Annotated in this window: 11 protein-coding genes, 1 tRNA gene and 3 pseudogenes; 1 reads left to right on the top strand and 14 read right to left on the bottom strand. The window is 51.0% G+C overall.

Translation table 11 applies throughout. From position 1 onward, the window contains the following. Window positions 1-2: 2 nt before the first annotated feature. Window positions 3-635, bottom strand: a complete 633-nt coding sequence (gene fimZ, locus HUZ68_RS06190; protein ID WP_000805422.1) for a fimbria biosynthesis transcriptional regulator FimZ — start codon at window positions 633-635, stop codon at window positions 3-5. A gap of 242 nt (window positions 636-877) precedes the next feature. Here fimZ and HUZ68_RS06195 point away from each other — a divergent pair. Further along, window positions 878-954, top strand: a tRNA-Arg gene (locus HUZ68_RS06195). Between the two features lie 45 nt (window positions 955-999). On the opposite strand, the gene envY is transcribed toward HUZ68_RS06195, so the two are convergent. The 13 genes and pseudogenes from envY to HUZ68_RS06250 all read right to left on the bottom strand — a co-directional run bounded on the left by envY (window position 1000) and on the right by HUZ68_RS06250 (window position 18127). Continuing rightward, window positions 1000-1761: a DNA-binding transcriptional regulator EnvY gene (gene envY, locus HUZ68_RS06200; RefSeq protein ID WP_001177464.1), complete on the bottom strand. Its 762-nt coding sequence runs from the start codon at window positions 1759-1761 to the stop codon at window positions 1000-1002. Window positions 1762-1943: 182 nt separating this feature from the next. Beyond that, a complete protein-coding gene (locus HUZ68_RS06205; protein ID WP_239594070.1) occupies window positions 1944-2834 on the bottom strand; it encodes a DUF4434 family protein in 891 nt (296 codons plus the stop codon). Then, entirely contained in the window at window positions 2835-5807 is a 2973-nt protein-coding gene (gene nfrA / locus HUZ68_RS06210) for a bacteriophage adsorption protein NfrA (RefSeq protein WP_033815240.1), read from the bottom strand. Further along, a complete protein-coding gene (gene nfrB, locus HUZ68_RS06215; RefSeq protein ID WP_000383936.1) occupies window positions 5794-8031 on the bottom strand; it encodes a cyclic di-3',5'-guanylate-activated glycosyltransferase NfrB in 2238 nt (745 codons plus the stop codon). The genes nfrA and nfrB overlap by 14 nt, the downstream gene beginning before the upstream one ends. A gap of 265 nt (window positions 8032-8296) precedes the next feature. Next, entirely contained in the window at window positions 8297-9433 is a 1137-nt protein-coding gene (locus HUZ68_RS06220; protein WP_223051452.1) for an ISAs1-like element ISEc1 family transposase, read from the bottom strand. 144 nt (window positions 9434-9577) lie between these two features. After that, window positions 9578-9775: pseudogene (locus tag HUZ68_RS25120) on the bottom strand (RHS repeat domain-containing protein); the annotation flags it as partial. A gap of 19 nt (window positions 9776-9794) precedes the next feature. Next, entirely contained in the window at window positions 9795-10232 is a 438-nt protein-coding gene (locus HUZ68_RS06225) for an SUKH-3 domain-containing protein (protein WP_033815380.1), read from the bottom strand. Window positions 10233-10364: 132 nt separating this feature from the next. Then, a pseudogene (locus HUZ68_RS25125) lies at window positions 10365-10517 on the bottom strand (hypothetical protein); the annotation flags it as partial. A gap of 19 nt (window positions 10518-10536) precedes the next feature. Beyond that, on the bottom strand, window positions 10537-10902 hold the full coding sequence (locus HUZ68_RS06230) for a hypothetical protein (protein WP_033815379.1): 366 nt from the start codon (window positions 10900-10902) through the stop codon (window positions 10537-10539). A gap of 1 nt (window position 10903) precedes the next feature. Continuing rightward, a pseudogene (locus HUZ68_RS06235) lies at window positions 10904-12331 on the bottom strand (restriction endonuclease fold toxin); the annotation flags it as partial. Window positions 12332-12343: 12 nt separating this feature from the next. Beyond that, window positions 12344-12751, bottom strand: coding sequence for a hypothetical protein (locus tag HUZ68_RS06240; RefSeq protein WP_000658319.1), 408 nt, complete (start codon window positions 12749-12751; stop codon window positions 12344-12346). A 17-nt stretch (window positions 12752-12768) separates the two neighbouring features. Beyond that, the gene (locus HUZ68_RS06245; RefSeq protein WP_187208200.1) at window positions 12769-17646 is read right to left on the bottom strand and encodes an RHS repeat-associated core domain-containing protein; all 4878 of its coding nucleotides are present in this window, start codon (window positions 17644-17646) and stop codon (window positions 12769-12771) included. A gap of 19 nt (window positions 17647-17665) precedes the next feature. Continuing rightward, window positions 17666-18127, bottom strand: coding sequence for a DcrB-related protein (locus HUZ68_RS06250; protein ID WP_057109131.1), 462 nt, complete (start codon window positions 18125-18127; stop codon window positions 17666-17668). Between the last annotated feature and the right edge of the window lie 2 nt (window positions 18128-18129).

Raw genomic sequence — 18129 nt, forward strand, 5'->3', positions numbered from 1 at the left:
TATTATATTAATTCGTATAATTTGGCGTAGTCGATAAGCTCTACAATTGAATGCAAACCTAGCTTGCCATAAATATTAGATTTATGCGCACTAACTGTTTTATTGCTAAGTAATAACTTATCGGCAATTTCTTTATTAGATAATCCGCTAACCAGATAACGTAATATGGTCACTTCACGATTAGATAGCACAGTGATCGTTGAACTATTCGTACTACATTTATTGCTTTTTATATAGTTGAGCGTTTCGCTGGGAAAAAAAGTGTATCCGGAGAGGATCATCTGAACGGCATGAAAAATATCATTCTGATCATTGCATTTACTGACAAAACCGTTAGCACCAGCTTGTATCGCTCTGCCAGCATAAAAGCATTCTGATTTCGATGATAAAAATAACACTTTCACTGTGCTCTGGATTTGTTTGATCCTTTTCAGGAAGGTAAAACCGTCTGTTCCGGGCAAGTCTATATCCATAATGATTAAATCAACAGGACGGGTTCGGAGATAATCGATGGTTATGCGGTAATCATCCGTTTTCAGGACAATCTGCAATTCACTGTTTTTTTGCAACAGAACTTCAATAGACATTCTGATGATAGGATGAGTATCCATAATGATCACCGACGTTGGTTTCATAGTTACCAGTCTCATAGGAGCGGACAATTTTCCGTTAGGGCGGTAAATTGTACTTTGATACATGAAAATACGGGTTTTCTTGATTCAGACGCGCAGCGGTGTGCGTTTGTTTGCCGCTATAGCGAAATAAATCAGAAAATCAGACGCGGTCGTTCACTTGTTCAGCAACCAGATCAAAAGCCATTGACTCAGCAAGGGTTGACCGTATAATTCACGCGATTACACCGCATTGCGGTATCAACGCGCCCTTAGCTCAGTTGGATAGAGCAACGACCTTCTAAGTCGTGGGCCGCAGGTTCGAATCCTGCAGGGCGCGCCATTTCTTCTTCATTTATGCCCGTCTTATCCGTTTCCGCTTTGCCCTTCACCACATCACTTTTTGTCGCTGTTTGGCGAGATAATTCAACGGTGTCAGGCCGTAAAACGCCTTAAAAACAGAGATAAAGTATGACGTGCTGCTATAGCCACATAATTGCGCCACCTGAGTGATATTTTTGTTATCCATCAATAACATCTGTACGGCGTAACGCATACGACACTCTGTGACAATCTGGCTATAGCTGGTATTTTCGTTTTTTAATTTCTTTTTGAGCAGGCTGGGGCTTAAACATAGCGAACTGGCGACAATTCGCAGATTCCAGTAATGCTGAATATCGCTTTGAATAATGCGGCAGACGCTGTCGCGGACGCTGCTGCGTAAGATATACATCAGTAGGGCAATAAACCGCGATTGCTCAAGAAAGTTAGACAATACGGTAAAAAGCAATGCGCGCGTCAACTCCGCTTCGCAGGGTTTGCTGGGTTGCTGCTTGCTGTGGTTGGCGGCTAGCCGGAACACTTCCGGTGTACGGCTATGACAAGCGATAACCGGGGTAGCCAGCCGCGACCAGGGCTTTACACAGGTTAAGTTCTTATTTAAAAACAACAGATAATCGTTGATGATGTTACGGTTGATGTGGGTGATTAATACGTGATTTAACGTTGAGAGTTCAATGACGTTATTGTTGCACGCGAAGGCGGCCAGGTAGTTTTTCGGAAGGGTAAACGTAGCATGGTTATTGACGCTTACCTCTACCTCTTTTTCGGTCAGGATCACCACGCAAGGTTCACTGCTGCTCAATTGCATTTCGCACTCCTCAGATATCAGAAACTCCGCTCAAAGGATCTATGCTTCCTGCATGAGTGATCGGCCCGTTCGCCGATAACGATCTTCTTTCTTTAGCACGCTTTTTAGCAATTAATCTTGATGGAATTCTGACGAGAGCGAAAGAGGTAAGCCAGGTCGTACCCGACTTACCTGGAGGAGATTTAATACTCGAGAATGCCGTGCGCGACGGGCAAATAGCGCAGAGAGAAATAGAGAGTGTCTTTACCGCAAGAGGAACGTTTCGCTAACAGCGAGGCAATTTCTGCGTCCGGTTTCGGTTTCGCTGTAAAGGTTTTGCCTTTGCCGGCGACAAACAGTTCATAAACAATGCCGCTTGCTGGGGCGGAGTTTTGGCAATCGGCGCTGGCCTGTAGATAACGTTCACGCTGTTCAGCGGTAAGTTTATCCACGCCGCTGCCATCCTGTACCCAGACATTAACGCCGGTTGCTTTTACGTGTTCCAGCAGTTGGCGATAGCCATCTGGCGACATGTTTCCGGCGAAAAAACTACTGATATAAACCGGTTTTGCTGAAACATCGCTAATCAGCCGCTGCGCGTTGTTTAACCATGTTAGCAAAGGTTGACGGGCGGCTTCGCTGCGCCAGTTCAGGTCGTCAATTTCCGCGCTGATGTACCAGCCATCCGGCGTTACGCTAGGTACGGCACTCCATAATCTGGCTTGCTGGAGATCGGCAGCCAGCAGGCGGTTAAGATAGCTTTCCAGCGCTGCAGACGACTGTTTCTGGTGCATAAAAAATTCCGGATCGGCGTTCAGCCCGACAATCAGCTTCAGGCCAGCCTGTTGCGCAGCTGCGGCCCGCTTAAACAATAACGTGCGCTGTTCTGGCTGGGTAAATGCATCGCCGTAACGGGTCCATTGCAAAACCAGGGTATCGAAGCCTTGCAAACGTAACTGACTCATCAGCCCCTGCCACTGGGTATCGGTAACCTGACTATCTCGGTTTTGTGGTTGCCAGATAATACCTTTCATCGCAAAGGAAAAAGGGCTGACCAAAAGCAGTGTCAGCAATACGAAAATGAACTTACGCATTTACCAGTGCACTCCAATGGTGAGAAACGCGTTGTTGCGCTCTCCGTTACGTTGATTAATCGCCTTAAAGGTATGTTGATACTCGACGCCGAGACTGACTTTGTGCGGCCAGGCGTCGTAGTGCGTCTCGCCGGTCCAAATATTCCAGCGGACCCCGACACCGCCAAGCTGCGCGCCCTGAGTGCCTTTATCACGATAGCCGTTGTCCTGAACGTGAGCGTAAGGCTCAATAGTCTGTCCGTTAGCTACCTTCTGATGCCAGCTGACGCGATAATCTGCCGTCCACGCCTGAATATCCTGGCGGATATATTGCGCCGCATCGAGGTACAGGTTTTGGGCAAACCAGCCTGAACCGTTCGGGTGCCATTCGTCGCTGTATTTGCCGCCATTAAAGAATGAGGCGCTGGCGCGCAGCATGGTATCGGATGCGCCATTTTGCCCGTTCAGCGGCAACTGCTGTTCGACGGCGAGGAAAAAGATCTGATCGCGCAGCGGCTTCCAGCGCAGACCGATGCCGGACATCGGATTTTTCACCGGCATCATCACCCCGTTTTCTCCGGTATCGGCAAAGACGCGGCTATAAACTGAAAGCAGGTCGCCTTCCAGCAGCATATTGCGTCCGATGCGGTATTCGGCTTCCAGTTGCCCGTAGCTACGATAGCTTTTCCCTGGCGCTGCGCCGCCAACATTATTGTTAGCGGTACTCATTGCGCCGGAACGCAAGCCGATGGAAGAATCGAAACTGAACGTCCAGCGGCGACCGACCTCCTCATGCAGACGGCGGAAATTGAAGCGTTGCTGATTTTGCTCTGGGGTCAGTGGGGTTATCAGCGCCTGATTATCAATGTCATCAATCACCAGCCGGGCGTAGTGCTGCGTCGCAGGCATGTCATCCAGACGCTGGTTCACATAGGCCAGTTGTCGGATCAGTGCCGGATCGTCCGGTAGCCCTTTATGCGCCTGTTCGAGCATTTCCCGCGACTGTGCGATATCACCGCTATCCCACAAGGCGTAACCAAGCGCTGCCTGGGTGTTGCTATTATTCGGTTCCAGTTCCAGCGCGGCGCGCAAATCACTCACCGCGGCCGGGACATTATGACGTTGGCGATAAATTGTCGCCCGCGCAACGTAAGCGTTGGCAGAAGGCGCAATATTGATTGAGCGCGTGAGATCGTTCAGTGCGAGTTCCGGCTGACCAGGAATGTAACGTTGCGCATGCAGCCACCAGTAGAGCGCATTGCTTCCCAGTCCACGTTTTTCTGCCTGTTGTAGCCAGCGATCGCGAGCCGCACCATTTCCTGCCGCCTGGGCGGTATTGGCAGCAGCAAGCAGATCCTCATTGCTCATGTCGTGAAGACTGATTTTCTGCCAGGCCGCCAGTGCGGTGGCGTAGTCCTCAACCTGATACGCCTGATAGGCTACCGCACGATGTTGCCAGGCGCTAGGTTGTCGTTGTTCGGCCTGAAGCCATGCATACAACGCCACACCGGGTAGCGTGTCCCGATAACACTTTGCCAGACGGTTCCAGGCGGCGGCATCGTAGGAAGGCGACATATCGCCCAGCAAGCGAACTATTGCCGGGCAATTATCTGCAATACCCGGCAACTGACTTTGCCACTGACGTTGCGCCGCCAGCGGTAAGGGTTTCGATAAAATCGCCACCTTCGCCGGCGTTGCCAGGTAAGGATGACTTTCCAGCAGAGACGCCAGTCGCGCCATTAAAGTCTGGCTGATACGCGCATCGCCCTGGAAAGGATAGCGTTGCAGCAATAAATCGGCAGCTTCCCGTGACTGCTCGTTCTGCATCAGTTGCCAGGTTAGTTGATCCAGGCGGGTAAGATTTGCCGGTTCTTGCTGATACAGCAAGCGTGCCAGACGCAGAGCTTCAGCCTTGTTACGGGTCGCCACGCTGACAGCATAACGCTCCTCAAGCATTTCATTGGCGGGGAGGGTGGCGAGCAGTTTTTGCGCTGCGTCGTACTGACCTTCTTTTAACAGCACCGGTAGCGTCGCGCCAACAACATACTGGCGGTTATCGGCAAACTGCACCGTATAATTCGCCAATGCCTGAACGGGGTTGGCGCTGTATTTAGATAACAGATAGAGCCAACTTTTCTCTTGTGCGTCTGTGGTAAACAGCGGCTTATTTTCAATGAGATAATGCTGGAGGCGTGCTTTTTCGCCACGATAAGCCAGCGCGGTCGCGTAAGTAATATATGACTGCGGATCGGTGAAGATCCCCTGTGATTGCAGCGCCAGGATCCGATCGTCCAGCTGCCCGGCAAGAAGCACGTCAAACCACTGACGGCGTTCTGCCGCGCTTAATGTGTTCTGTTGGCGTGCTTCATTGTATAGCGTATCTGCCTGGGACCATTGTTTCAGGTAGATTGCCCGTTGCAGCAGATCGGTTCGCAGCGTTTTTCCTTCCGGCGATGCAGCAAACGTCGCATCGTTCAGTTGCGCTCTGGCGACAGGTAACTGTGCCAGCCGCAGGGCATTCTGCCCGACTTCACTGCGACAACGCAGGGTCGGCGCAGCATCGCACGCTTTTTGCTGGGCAAGCAGTTCTTCAACTGTCGTAACGCTTTTCACTTCAACTGGAATAGCCGCCAGACTGCGCTCAAGTCGGGCATCTCCTGGGTGACGTTTCAGTTGATCCTCAAGCAACAGCCGCGCCCGGTCATCATGACCAAAATGGCGATAGGCTTCCGCAAGGTATAAAGTCAGCGGAATATTATCCGGCACCTGCTGGTGTATATATTCAAATTCGCGGATGGCGGTTGCTTCGTCGTTATTTTTCTGTGCCTTCAGCGCCTTATCGAGACGGGGATAAATAACAAAATGGCGATAATCGCTCAGCCCCAGCTCTTCTGCGCTGGTGCCGATATTGTCTGCGAGTGCGCTGGTACTCAATAAAGACGTCAGCAGTAAACCAGACCATCCGATGACGCGATTAAGGTTATTCTCCTTCATTTTCGGACTCCAGTTGCGCAACCTGTTCTGTGTTTAAACCTGCTTTGAGTAATAGTGATTGCATCGAAACTTGTAATTCGCGTTGAATTGTCAGGACGCGATCCAACGTTTCCTGGCTGATAACGCCTTCGGTGACCAAAAACTTGCCGAGCGGCAGAGAACTGCGTTCATGGCGCAATAACAACACGTTAATTGCTGAACGATTAATATGACCGAGCGTGGTCAGTATTTCGGCGAACAGGAACTGATGCGGCACATATTGCCGCCAGATTTCACCGGCCTGCTGTTCCGTGAGCCACTGATGCTGAACCGCATTGTACAACATTGCCCGCGGATCGTGACCGCGTCGGCGTGCATACCAGTGACGTAACCCCGTGACAATTTGTCCCCGCAGAACAATGACGTAACGCACTTTGCGTCCGACTTTACGCGTCAGGGCCGCCAGCGAAACCGGGTCAATACCATCTTCACTGCCGACAATTAACACATCATTTTCCAGACGCAGCGGCAGCACTGCATAATGCAGCGCCACGGAGGCTGGCATTTCGGCAATCAGCGAGGACGGGATCTGCCAGGCATCGATGGATTCCCACGCCACGCCGTTTTGCTCTGCCAGCGCCTGTGCCAGCTGCTCGGCGCTAATCAGCCCCTGCATCAGCATTGAACCGCCCAGGCGTAGACCTTCGACGCGATTACGCAGTGCTGTATCGAGCTGTTCTTCAGTGATGACCTGATTTTCCAGCAGAATTTGACCTAACGGGCGCAACGAGCGGGTATCGCCAGTGACGCTGGGGAAGTCATGCGTTGTTTTATCCCACGCGACGCGACGTGGATCGCCGTGTTGAAGTACCTGTTTTAACGCGCGCCAGTTGGCCATGAAGTTAATCAGGTTGCCCCAGAAAAGACGCAGGACAGATAGTAGCCCCTGCGTGAGGCCGTAGTAGCCAGTGACGAAAATCACCCGCTGCACGATGCGGTTAACCATCAAGCCAAAGTTTAGCCACAGCAGGGTCATTAACCATGCGCTGCCGCTAAAAATAGAAAGGAAATGCCAGGCATCGGGCCACAAACTTTCATACGCCAGCAACAGCAAAAGCTGGATCATCACCAGCATCGCGAGGAAGCTGACAAAGTTACTGATTGCCCCTTTGCGGTCGCGCCAGAGAAAGTAGTTCAGCGTCAGGCTGGAGGTCCATTTATGGGTTTTAAAGCCCTGGAAAACAATGCCGATGATCCAGCGGGATTTTTGTCGAACCGCAGTCGAAAAGGTATCGGGGAAATATTCGCGCACGCAGATCATGTTTGACGTCCGTGCGTGCTGTAAAAATTTACGCTGCTCGCGTTCTTTGGCTTCATCCACCACCGGAAAACGGACAAAAATTTCCGTCATACCTTTTTCTTTCAGGCGGAAGCCAATGTCGTAATCTTCAGTAAGACTTTGCACGTCGAAAGCAATACCGTCACCATCAGCTAACAGAGCGGTCACGGCGCGGCGGCTGAAACAGGTGCCGACGCCTGCGCTGGGTACTTGTCCGGCGAGGGCTTCACGCACCGGAACATCTTTGCCATGCAGTTCTGAAAACTCATCAATGTAAGTCATGCTGGTGAAGTGCGTCCATTCGCGTTCGAATGGGTATACCGGGATCTGAATCAGATCTTTACGCTCGACCAGATAGTTGAACAGACGCAATTCCATCGGTGAAATCACATCTTCGGCGTCATGCAGAATAAAACCAGCAAATGCGAAATTGGCGCTACGCTCAAACTGGGTGATGGCGTCCAGCACGTTGTTCAGACAGTCGGCTTTGCTGGTGGGGCCAGGACGCGCGCAGACTACCTTATGCACATTCGGGAAGCGAGCGCACACTTCGTCAACATCACGCTGAGTGTCCGGGTCGTTGGGGTAGGTGCCAACAAAGATATGATAGTTTTCGTAGTCGAGCGTGGTCGCCGCCAGCTCGGCCATATTGCCGATGACGCCCGTTTCATTCCACGCCGGAACCATAATCGCTAACGGTTTTTCATCTGGTTTATACAGTTCGCGGTAACTCATTCGCGGGTAGCGGCGATAAACACTCAACTTGCGTTTAATGCGGCGTACCCAGTAGACGACATCAATAAAAAAATCGTCCAGCCCGCTGATGAACATGATGACCGCTAACGTTATCGCGATTACTTTTAAGCCGTAGAGCCAGGTAGCAAAAACATCAAGAAGCCAGTCCACACAAAAACCTTACATTAACGCTGGTTATGTTTAGGGTGGCGTATATTAAGGTTTTTTATGAATTGTGACAGCTTTTTACCATTAATAGGTATGACTATTGCGGCACGTTATTTTTACACTGGTTATAAAAGTTGCCGTTTGCGTAGAATGTAGACAAAAGCGTGGTGTCAAGGAGGGGAGGTTAACGTCATAGTGAAGAGGAGTGGTGGCACCGATCAGGTCATGATGTAGTGGAAGTGCCTGGAGGTGAGCAGGCAGGGCAAGATTACGAAAGCCCGCTCCCCGCAAGGACTGACGCCAGATAGTTTCTGTCCATGGCTGCTTTTCGCATCTTACGTCTTAACCCTGCCTTGAATACCTTATCATTCGTCAAAATATTAATAGCAATGTGCCGTATCCCTGAAAATAATTCTGCTGCATTTCCTCTTCTTATTTTGCAGTCGTCTTCATTCATTACCACGTCCAGACGCCAGTGCAGCTTATTCTCCACGTGCCAGTGGTTTCGGATTGCTGTGGCGAACTTCTCTGCGGTTAAATCAGCAGAACTGATATAATATCTGACCGTCATTTTTGGCTCTTTCTTTTGTTCTGCTATTATTAACCGAAAGGAGACTGCCACGCATAATTTCTTCAGTCCTTTCCATGCAAACGTGAAATCAATAAGTTCATCAGGGACATCGCAAACAATATGAAGACGGATTTCTTCTCTGCCGTGACTCTTTTCACTAATTGCGTAACTGTCATGCTCTGGATTATTTAATTCTTTCAGCGGAAATTTTTCCTCAAAGGCTTTATTTAGCCGCCCCTGGTTTCCTTTTACCGCGAATAAATAATCACCTCCCTGTTTTTGTATCTTCTCTGCAATATCTTTCTGGCAACCCATCGCATCAGTTGTGATGATTTTTCCTTTAATATCCAGCATGTTAAGAAGTTCTGGGATAGCTGTAATCTCATTAGATTTCTCATCCGTCTTGATCTGTCCGATGACCAGACTGTGCATTGTTGAGAACGCACTAATGACATGAATCGCTCCCCTGCGGCGACTCTTGTCATAAGAGTGCCGGAGCGTTTTTCCATCAATTGCAATGACGTCTTTATCATCTGAAGAATGGCAGTCACGCATCCAGTTAATAAAGCACTCATGAAATTTTGCAGGACTGATACAGGATACAACTCTGGCAATGGTATCGTGAACAGGAATACCATTTTCAAAATCACCATATTGCTTCAAAAAATCGAGATGTGTTTCACCAAAATCCTCTATATCTTCCCAACCCTCTGCACCAGAAATAACGGCACAAATAGTCAACAGTAGAATATCCGATAATTTATGTTCCACTTTCCAGGCTTGTCTGTAATCGGGGATAATAGAAATATGTTCCATCAATTTTTTAAGTTCCATTTTGTTCTCCTTAATTATGTAAGGAGTATTTGATCATGTATAAGCATTAAAAAACAGTTTCAGGTAATGAGAAATATCTCAAATTTTAAACATAAAATGCGAATTATTTAGTACAAAAAGTGTACTTCTGATGATCTTTCCCTGCGTCTGTATGCCGTTACCCGTGCGGTGAATGGCTTTCAGGTAGCCGCTGGCGTGGTACGTCAGTTTAAGCCGGATCCCGTCGGTGTGACTGACACCTGTGATCCGGTACTGGCTGTCGCGCTCAAACGTGATGCGGTTGCTGGAGGTGTCACTCATCCCGCCCAGCATATACATCCGGTCGTCGGGGTTGTGTGCCAGGTGTCATATCAAGTTGGCCTTACGGAATTTCAACTGCCTCCTTGCCATTAATCAATATATCAATTGATGAAGATAAATTATCCCCATACTTCCAAAGATAATCATCCAAGCCGCCATATATCACATTATTTTCCCCATATAATAATGTGATATGACCATTACTGCACTCGCCAACAGGAATCATATTGTAACCAGCTCTCTCAATATAATCATTGACTCTTTCTATAAAAATGCGATTAGAGGCCCTTTCTGGATCTATAAAAAAAGCCTCACTTATAGTGGTGTCTTTGTAAGCTGAATGAAAGCCATATAAACCGCCATATTTTTTTATAAAATCATAGAACGCAACGAAAACAGAATACCCTTCTTCCTCTATTTTTTTACAACACAAATCAATGTCCATCTTTCTTACATTGACTTTCCCATATTTTGATGCTTCATTAATTAATTCACACATATAATCACCCGCTTGTAACAACAGCGCCAAATATTGAAATTTGAAAATTCTTACACATTGGAAAAGCTTCGCCTGTTTTTACCAATACTGTATGAACTTCAAGATCACTAATTTTCGCATTTGCCTTCAAATTCGCTGTGATGTGCCGCCTGGGCTGAAGATGCCCATTAGCCTGCCGGATTTTTCAAAGGGATACAGCGACTTGTCTTCCTGCGTGATGACTTCTGCCAGGTGGCCTGCAGCGTCCCGGTCATAGAGGATAATTTCACCTAGGCAGTTAATCTTCTCAACAAAGAAGATGAATTTATGAACCAGACAAAATTATTTCCTCTAAATAACCATCTTTTACAATCCATTCTAAGAATAAATTATCTTCATCATCATTCACACGAAAATAACCATCCAATCTTTCAGTTCTTGAAACATTTACAATCATGTCTTTTATATAATCAAATGCAATTTGATTTATATTAACACCTAAGGAAATAACGCTAACCCAGTTGATAGGATATTCTGGGTAACACCACCCATTTAAATAAAGTCGTTTCGTGTTTTCTGGTAATAAATATTTTTCAGAATGTTTGAAAAATTCTTCATTAGCTTCTTTTATTTTTTTTACTTGTTCAAAGTCGCACTCAAACCAACCTCTAATAAGTATATATCTTGACATGTTAATTCCCCATACCCAATATAACTTTCCCACCTTTGCTTTCTATATATTCTCTTACTTTAGGGCTTACTCCATATTTAAACCAAAACTGAGCCTCTTTCCCCTGTTCTTCAGCCAGCTCAATTGTCTTCTTAATTTGTGTCCGAGTAGACTTACTTAAGAAGTTTTTTGGATTATCTATAGAGCTATAAGTCCTCTTGACCTGCGCTATGATCTTGTCAGTAACAACATCATATTCACGCCCGGCAATTTCTTGAGATATACCACCAAGCTTTCTTCGTACAAGATCCTCATAATGAACATCTAATGCTTCTCTTACTTTTCCTTGTCTAAAAAGATCTCTTGCTTTATCCGAAAGGCTTATTTTTTCTGCGGGAACAGAAGTTTTTGCCAGCCCCAGCGGATCAATATACCCCAGTGGATTCGGCACATACCGGTAAGTCTGCTTACCCCCCAGCAACCCCAGCGGATCACTCACCAGGTACATTCCGGTTTCCGGCTCGTAATACCGGAACCGGTTATAGCACAGCCCGGATTCCGTATCCTGCCACTGTCCTGCATACAGCAGGCCGGGGTCGGCTTCCGGGTCCAGTTCCCCGCGCGGGTCCGGGTAGCCGGTGTCTGCGGGCAGACTGAGTGCCAGCCCCCACAGGCTGGTCTGTCCCGGTCGCCAGACGGTTTTACCTTCACTGTTAAAGAGCATCAGCGGGCGGCCCGTCAGGTCGCTCACCGCATGATTCGTCCGCGTCACCCACTGCGGAGCCACGGACGGGTGCGGCTGCCGTACCCGGCTGAACTGCTGGCTTATCAGCTCAAAGCCGTTAAACACCAGGTGCCGTACGCTGTACAGTTCATCATCGCGGTATTCCCGGATTTCCGCAATACTGTCGCCGTCCCACAGGTACGTGAAGCGGATTTTCTTCCGGTCGCAGCGTTTCTCTGTTCGTCTGCCGCTGGCGTCGTGGCGGTATTCCCACTGCTCACCCTGTGCGCTGCAATACCCGGTCAGCTGGTCCCGGCTGTCCCACCGGAACCGCTCTGTTTCCGGGCGATAGCCGTCACGGTGTCTGGTGCGGCTGACCATCCGGCCTGCGGCGTCATAGTCATACTGCGTGTTTCCGGCCTGTTTCAGCCGGTGGCCTCCGGCATACTGGTCAGTCTCTTCACTTATCCGGTGCCCGCCCGCAGACTGCGCCTTCAGGTAGCCACAACTGTCATAGCCATAGGACTCATCGCCTTCGCCATAGCCCAGTCCGGTGCCTGAGGCTGTCACCGCCGTGACCTGGCCGTTCCGGTCAAGCCGGTACTCCCGCTGTGTTTCCCGTCCGTAATCTTCCCGGCTGGTGACGCCTGATACGTTACCCGCGCTGTCGTAACGGTACTCCCGTACCAGTGAGGGGAGCAGTATTCCCCATGTGGCCTCTTTCGGGGAATATTTTCCTTACCAAGAAATATCTATTATTTTTTTATTTTTCCATCTCCAAGCATTATATTTGTTTGTCACGGGGAATAATTCATGGCCAAAACCTTCCCCTTGCCAAAACAATCTCCCCGTTAAAATAAATCCACTGTAATTATTAATTAAATCATAAATCACAGATTCAATTACAAATCTATAACGACCATCGTGAAATGTTTTTAGTATTAACACCCTGATAGTGCAAGTTGCTTTTTGTTTACCATCTACATCATTAAAAATCATACTACCCTTTATTTCATCAGCAGCATCTTTTATTTTGCATGTGTAATTTACTTCTATTTTTTTTCCAGACTGGCTAGAAAGATCGAGTAGGTAAGGTTTAATTAAAAGCTGATAAATATTTTCATATAATAAATCAATCTCTTTCATATTGCCGCCTTATTGTTTTATAACCGAATGTCGTTAATATCAATCCCACCAAACACATCTGAATATATATCCACTGCTGATGGTTTTGTTTTATTAAGTGTTATATCAAATCCTTCAATAACTGGATGTAATCCATATTGGTTTGTAGGAGATGTGATATCAATAATACCGGCATCTAGACGTTTGGAACCACCTGTATAATGAGTGCCGGATGTCCACTTACCATTTACTTTAAATGGTCCATTCGTTGTCGCAGGAACTCGCTCTCCATTTTTTATGGCTGGTTGAATCTCAACTCTAAATTTACTACCTGTTAATTCTAGTCTTTTATTTATCATGTTTATGTATTTATTGAATGCAGCCTCTGATTTTATCCAATCACCATTAGCATATTTAAGTGCTCTATTCCCTAATGAGTTCAAAACATCAGATATGTTGCTTTGCTCACTCCCCCATTTCGTCCAGCGGGCTAACTGACATATAGCCAGCCCCAAAGGATCGATATACCCACAAGGATTCGGCACATACCGGTAAGTCTGCTCCCCTCCCTGCAACCCCAGCGGATCACTCACCAGGTACATTCCGGTTTCCGGCTCGTAATACCGGAACCGGTTATAGCACAGCCCGGATTCCGTATCCTGCCACTGTCCTGCATACAGCAGGCCGGGGTCGGCTTCCGCGTCCAGTTCCCCGCGCGGGTCCGGGTCGTCGGTGTCTGCGGGCAGGCTGAGTGCCAGCCCCCACAGGCTGGTCTGTCCCGGTCGCCAGACCGTCTTGCCTTCACTGTTAAAGAGCATCAGCGGGCGGCCCGTCGGGTCGCTCACCGCGTGATTCGTCCGCGTCACCCACTGCGGGGCCACGGACGGGTGCGGCTGCCGTACCCGGCTGAACTGCTGGCTTATCAGCTCAAAGCCGTTAAACACCAGGTGCCGTACGCTGTACAGTTCATCATCGCGGTATTCCCGGATTTCCGCAATACTGTCGCCGTCCCACAGATATGTAATGCGGATGGCTTTTTGCCGGCAGCATTTTTCCGTCCGCCTGCCGCTGGCGTCGTAGCGGTATTCCCACTGCTCACCCTGTGCGCTGCAATACCCGGACATCTGGTCACGGCTGTCCCACCGGAACCGCTCTGTTTCCGGGCGGTAGCCGTCACGGTGTTTTGTCCGGCTGACCATCCGGCCTGCGGCGTCATAGTCATACTGCGTGTTTCCGGCCTGTTTCAGCCGGTGGCCTCCGGCATACTGGTCAGTCTCTTCACTTATCCGGTGCCTGCCCGCAGACTGCGCCTTCAGGTAGCCACAACTGTCATAGCCATAGGACTCATCGCCTTCGCCATAGCCCAGCCCGGTGCCTGAGGCTGTCACCGCCGTGACCTGACCGTTCCGGTCCAGCCGGTATTCCCGCCGTGTTTCCCGTCCGTAATCTTCCCGGCTGGTGACAGCCGACACATTGCCCGCGCTGTCGTAACGGTACTCCCGTACCAGTGAGGGGAGCAGCCCGCCCCACGTGGCTTCCTCCGGGAAAAGTCCGGCGCGCTGGCTGGTAAGCTGGCCGGCTGCATTCCAGCCCTGCTCACAGGCAAAACCCCGGTTACTGTGCCGGAGCACTTCACGTCCCGCCTCATCACGGCTGAACGTCAGCGTCTCATCCCCCGGCAGAATGACCTCCGTCAGTTCTCCGGCGGCGTTATAACGGTACGTGGTTTTCAGCAGGGATTCATCGGGGTGTCTGTCGCGTTCATCTTCCGGTGGCAGGATACAGCGGATGACGGTGTGTTCGTCGGGGTAGTGGTATTCAATGGCCCGTCGGCCCTGAGTGGTGACATTCACCCGCCCGCGTTCGTCATAGCCGGTGCGCTGTGATGTGCCGTCCGGGCTGAAGATACCCGTCAGCCTGCCGGATTTGTCATACGCATACTGCGTTTTGCCTTCCGGCGTGATGATTTCTGCCAGGCGGCCTGCGGCGTCCCGGCTGTAGAGGATAGTTTCCTCCAGGCCGTTGACCCTGGCGGTACACAGGCCATCAGCGTCATAACGGTAACGACAGACCACGCCGCCCCAGTCACGTTCTTCCGTCACCCGGCCACAGTTGTCCAGAATATAAAGATAAGACTCGCCCTGCGGGTTAATGACTTCTGTCAGTTGCAGCGTGTCTTTATCGTAGCGGTACTGCCAGCGATGGCCTTCACCGTCCGTTCGCGCCACCGGCAAATCAAACGGGCCGTATTCCATTGTCCAGACAACGCCGTTACCGTCCGTGTACGCCAGCAGGTTGCCGTGGCGGTCGTAGCGGAATCCTTCTGCGCCGGTTCCTGCCCGCTCAAGGCCGCTCAGTTTATGGTGCTGCTGCCACTGCAACCGCACTGACTGACCGCCGGGGCCGCGCATCTTCACCGGCAGGTCGTGACCGCTGTATTCGGTGTGGTGTTCACGGCCCATCACGTCGGTGAGTGTTTCCGGCCGGTTGTGGTGGTCGTACTCTATGCCCAGACGCCGTTCATCCTGGCGGAATATCCCCGACAGCAGCCCCTGCGGCGTGTACGCCAGCCGGGTCTCTTCGCCCTGTGGCGACACCAGACTTACCGGCAGGCCGCGTTCATCACACTGCTGCGTCCACGTCTGCCCGGCAGGGTCGGTGATGTTGCTGAGCAGGCCGCGCTCATCATAGCAGTACTGCCACTCCGCGCCGTCTGCCGCCGTGTAACGGCTTAACTGACCGTGTGCGGCGTTGTATTCAAACTTCTCCACCCGCCCGGCAGGGGAGTGGCGGGCCAGCAGGTGATGGAATTCATCCCATTCATACGTGGTGGTACTGCCGTCCGGCGCTTCTTCCCGCAGAATATTGCCGTCAGGATCATAGTAATAACGGTGAGTGCCCTTGCCGTCCGTCACGGTGGTGCAGTCGTCCCCATAGTCCAGCGTGGCGTTGTAATAGCCCTCCGCCCCGGTGACGGTCACGCACCGGCCCTGTGCATCGTAGGTGAAACGGCTCCACGTCTGGTCGTTATCGGACCAGCGGATGATCCGGTCCGCAGCGTCGTACTCATAAAACAGGTGGTAGTCCAGCCGCGCATCCGCTTCTGTCAGCCGCCCCCGCGCATCCTGTTCGTAGGTCGCCAGCGTCTGTATGCCGTTATCCGTGCGGTGAATGGCTTTCAGGTAGCCGCTGGCGTGGTACGTCAGTTTAAGCCGGATCCCGTCGGTGTGACTGACACCCGTGATCCGGTACTGGCTGTCGCGCTCAAACGTGATGCGGTTGCTGGCGGTGTCGCTCATCCCGCCCAGCATGTACATCCGGTCTGCGGGGCTGTGTGCCAGGCGGTCATCGCTGGTATCGTCAGTCACCGGGTGGCGCAGACGCATTCCCGGAAAGGCGTCATAAAAGAAGCGGCTGCTCAGTGCATCCCTGTCGAACAGCTCCAGATAATCATCGCGGCGGCGCAGAATGTACTGGGCGTGATACGGGTTAACCGCCGTATCACTGTCACCGTCGAAGGCAAATCTCAGCGTGGCTCCCTGGCTGATGATATCCACCCGGTTTCCCTGTTCACGCACCCAGGCGTATTCGCTCCAGGAGTCGCTCCAGCCCACGCCCGTCAGGCCATGCAGTGGCAGTACCGAACTGTGGAAACGGGTGAAGGAGAGGGGGAGGGTCTGGCCCAGGGTGAAGTCGGTACGTTCGTCGCAGTACGCGCCGGTTACCGGATCGACAGGATCTGTTACCCATCTGATGACTTTATTGGCAATACTTTTTAACGACTTACCTGTTTTCCCCAGCAACGCGCCGAGCTTTGCCCCCAGCAGCTTCCCGCTTTTCCCCAGCAGGTTTCCCAGTTTGCCCAGTTTCGCCAGATTCCCCAGTTTTCCCAGCAGTCCTGCTGGCGGCAGAAGATAGCTGGCTATCGTTATTCCTCCCAGGATCATTCTCTGCCATGGCGGGAACTCCGGCTGGATATCCAGATAGGTGACCTGCTCACCCCCAATAAAGACGTCCGGCGAACCTTCCACGATCGCCGCACTGCACTCCAGTTTGTCCCCCTGACGCGCGGCAGGCTGATTGTTGATAAAGACGTTGCTGCTGCCCTGGGCTATTCTCGGTGGTTTGTTCTCCTTGTCGCAGAGCGCCGTGTCCTCACCGGCTTCCGGGAAATCCACATCTTTTTTGATTTCGCCACGCCCGCCCACCATCGTGGCAAATTCCATTAATACCGGGCCGCTGGGAAACAGAAGCGATGCGCCTGCACTGACGCGATCCATAAAACTGGCATTGCTGTCCGTCAGGGTGATAACAGCGTTCCCCCAGGCCTTCGCCAGTGGTACTGCTTTTTCCGCTGCCGATTCAAGCAGGTCAGTGGCAATATCACCCCATGAGGGTTCCCCCTGTGGGACTTCAGGTATTGCTCCAGGTGGGGGAGGAGGGGGAAGGGTGACGGCTGCACGGGCTGCTGGCTTTCCGTTAATTTTTACGTTTTCAGAACCGGTATTGATGGCGCCGTCCGTGTCACAAAAGCTGTTTATCCATGATTCAAGCTGGTTCTGTTTCTCCTCCACATAATCACTCGCCTTATAGCTGGCATACATCAGCGCAGGCACCAGAACCAGCGCATAAGGGCCGGTGGCACAGGCGGCCATAATCAGGCAACCTTCTGCGATGGTCACTATCGCCCCCAGCACGGCCCCTGCCAGCGCCCCCAAAAAACTCTTGTGCTGAATTTCATCGCCCAGCCTGGCGGCGGGGGGGCCAGACTTTTTTGATGCCAGCATCTGTGCAATGGCTTTGTCGTTGGCTGCCCGTTTCATCTGGCTGGCGACCATCGCCTGCTGTGACAGCATTCGCATTGCCAGCGTACCGCCTGCGGTCGCTCCCTGTGGCCCGCCTGGTCCTTCACTCATGTGTTATCCCTCGTTTATGTCAGCGCGGCTGGTCCTTTTGGATGTCATTCTCCGGTGGCAACGGGGTGAAGCTCTTTATCACCTCCAGCAGCATCGTCTTTTGACTGTTCTTCAGGGATAAGGAGGTGCTGAAAGTGAAGGTCAGCAGCGTATCTCCACGCCGCTGGAATACGGCTATCTGGCTAATCCGCCCCTGATTCCCTTCATCTTCCGGACCGTTCCAGGAATAATCCAGCAGCCAGGCCGGGGCCTCTGCCAGAGTGATTTCCCGGCAGGCATGTTCGGTGTACCCATCAAGTTTGCCCTGGTACAGCGCCAGCGTTTCCTGGTACAGCTCTGGTGTCAGGGTTCCCTGTAGAACGGCTTCGCGGGTAATGACCAGGTTGATGCCACTGTTATCTGTGGACACCAGGACCTGCATTGACTGATCCTGCCATTGAGACGGCAGTTGAATGTGGCCTTCATTGAAAGTGAACTGCATAA

The organism is Shigella dysenteriae (genome assembly GCF_022354085.1).
Lineage (GTDB): Bacteria > Pseudomonadota > Gammaproteobacteria > Enterobacterales > Enterobacteriaceae > Escherichia > Escherichia coli.

Coding starts and splice junctions, on each gene's coding strand:
- fimZ (WP_000805422.1), bottom strand. CDS start 635: ATGAAACCAACGTCGGTGATCATTATGGATACTCATCCTATCATCAGA.
- envY (WP_001177464.1), bottom strand. CDS start 1,761: ATGCAATTGAGCAGCAGTGAACCTTGCGTGGTGATCCTGACCGAAAAA.
- HUZ68_RS06205 (WP_239594070.1), bottom strand. CDS start 2,834: ATGCGTAAGTTCATTTTCGTATTGCTGACACTGCTTTTGGTCAGCCCT.
- nfrA (WP_033815240.1), bottom strand. CDS start 5,807: ATGAAGGAGAATAACCTTAATCGCGTCATCGGATGGTCTGGTTTACTG.
- HUZ68_RS06220 (WP_223051452.1), bottom strand. CDS start 9,433: ATGGAACTTAAAAAATTGATGGAACATATTTCTATTATCCCCGATTAC.
- HUZ68_RS06225 (WP_033815380.1), bottom strand. CDS start 10,232: ATGTGTGAATTAATTAATGAAGCATCAAAATATGGGAAAGTCAATGTA.
- HUZ68_RS06230 (WP_033815379.1), bottom strand. CDS start 10,902: ATGTCAAGATATATACTTATTAGAGGTTGGTTTGAGTGCGACTTTGAA.
- HUZ68_RS06240 (WP_000658319.1), bottom strand. CDS start 12,751: ATGAAAGAGATTGATTTATTATATGAAAATATTTATCAGCTTTTAATT.
- HUZ68_RS06245 (WP_187208200.1), bottom strand. CDS start 17,646: ATGAGTGAAGGACCAGGCGGGCCACAGGGAGCGACCGCAGGCGGTACG.
- HUZ68_RS06250 (WP_057109131.1), bottom strand. CDS start 18,127: ATGCAGTTCACTTTCAATGAAGGCCACATTCAACTGCCGTCTCAATGG.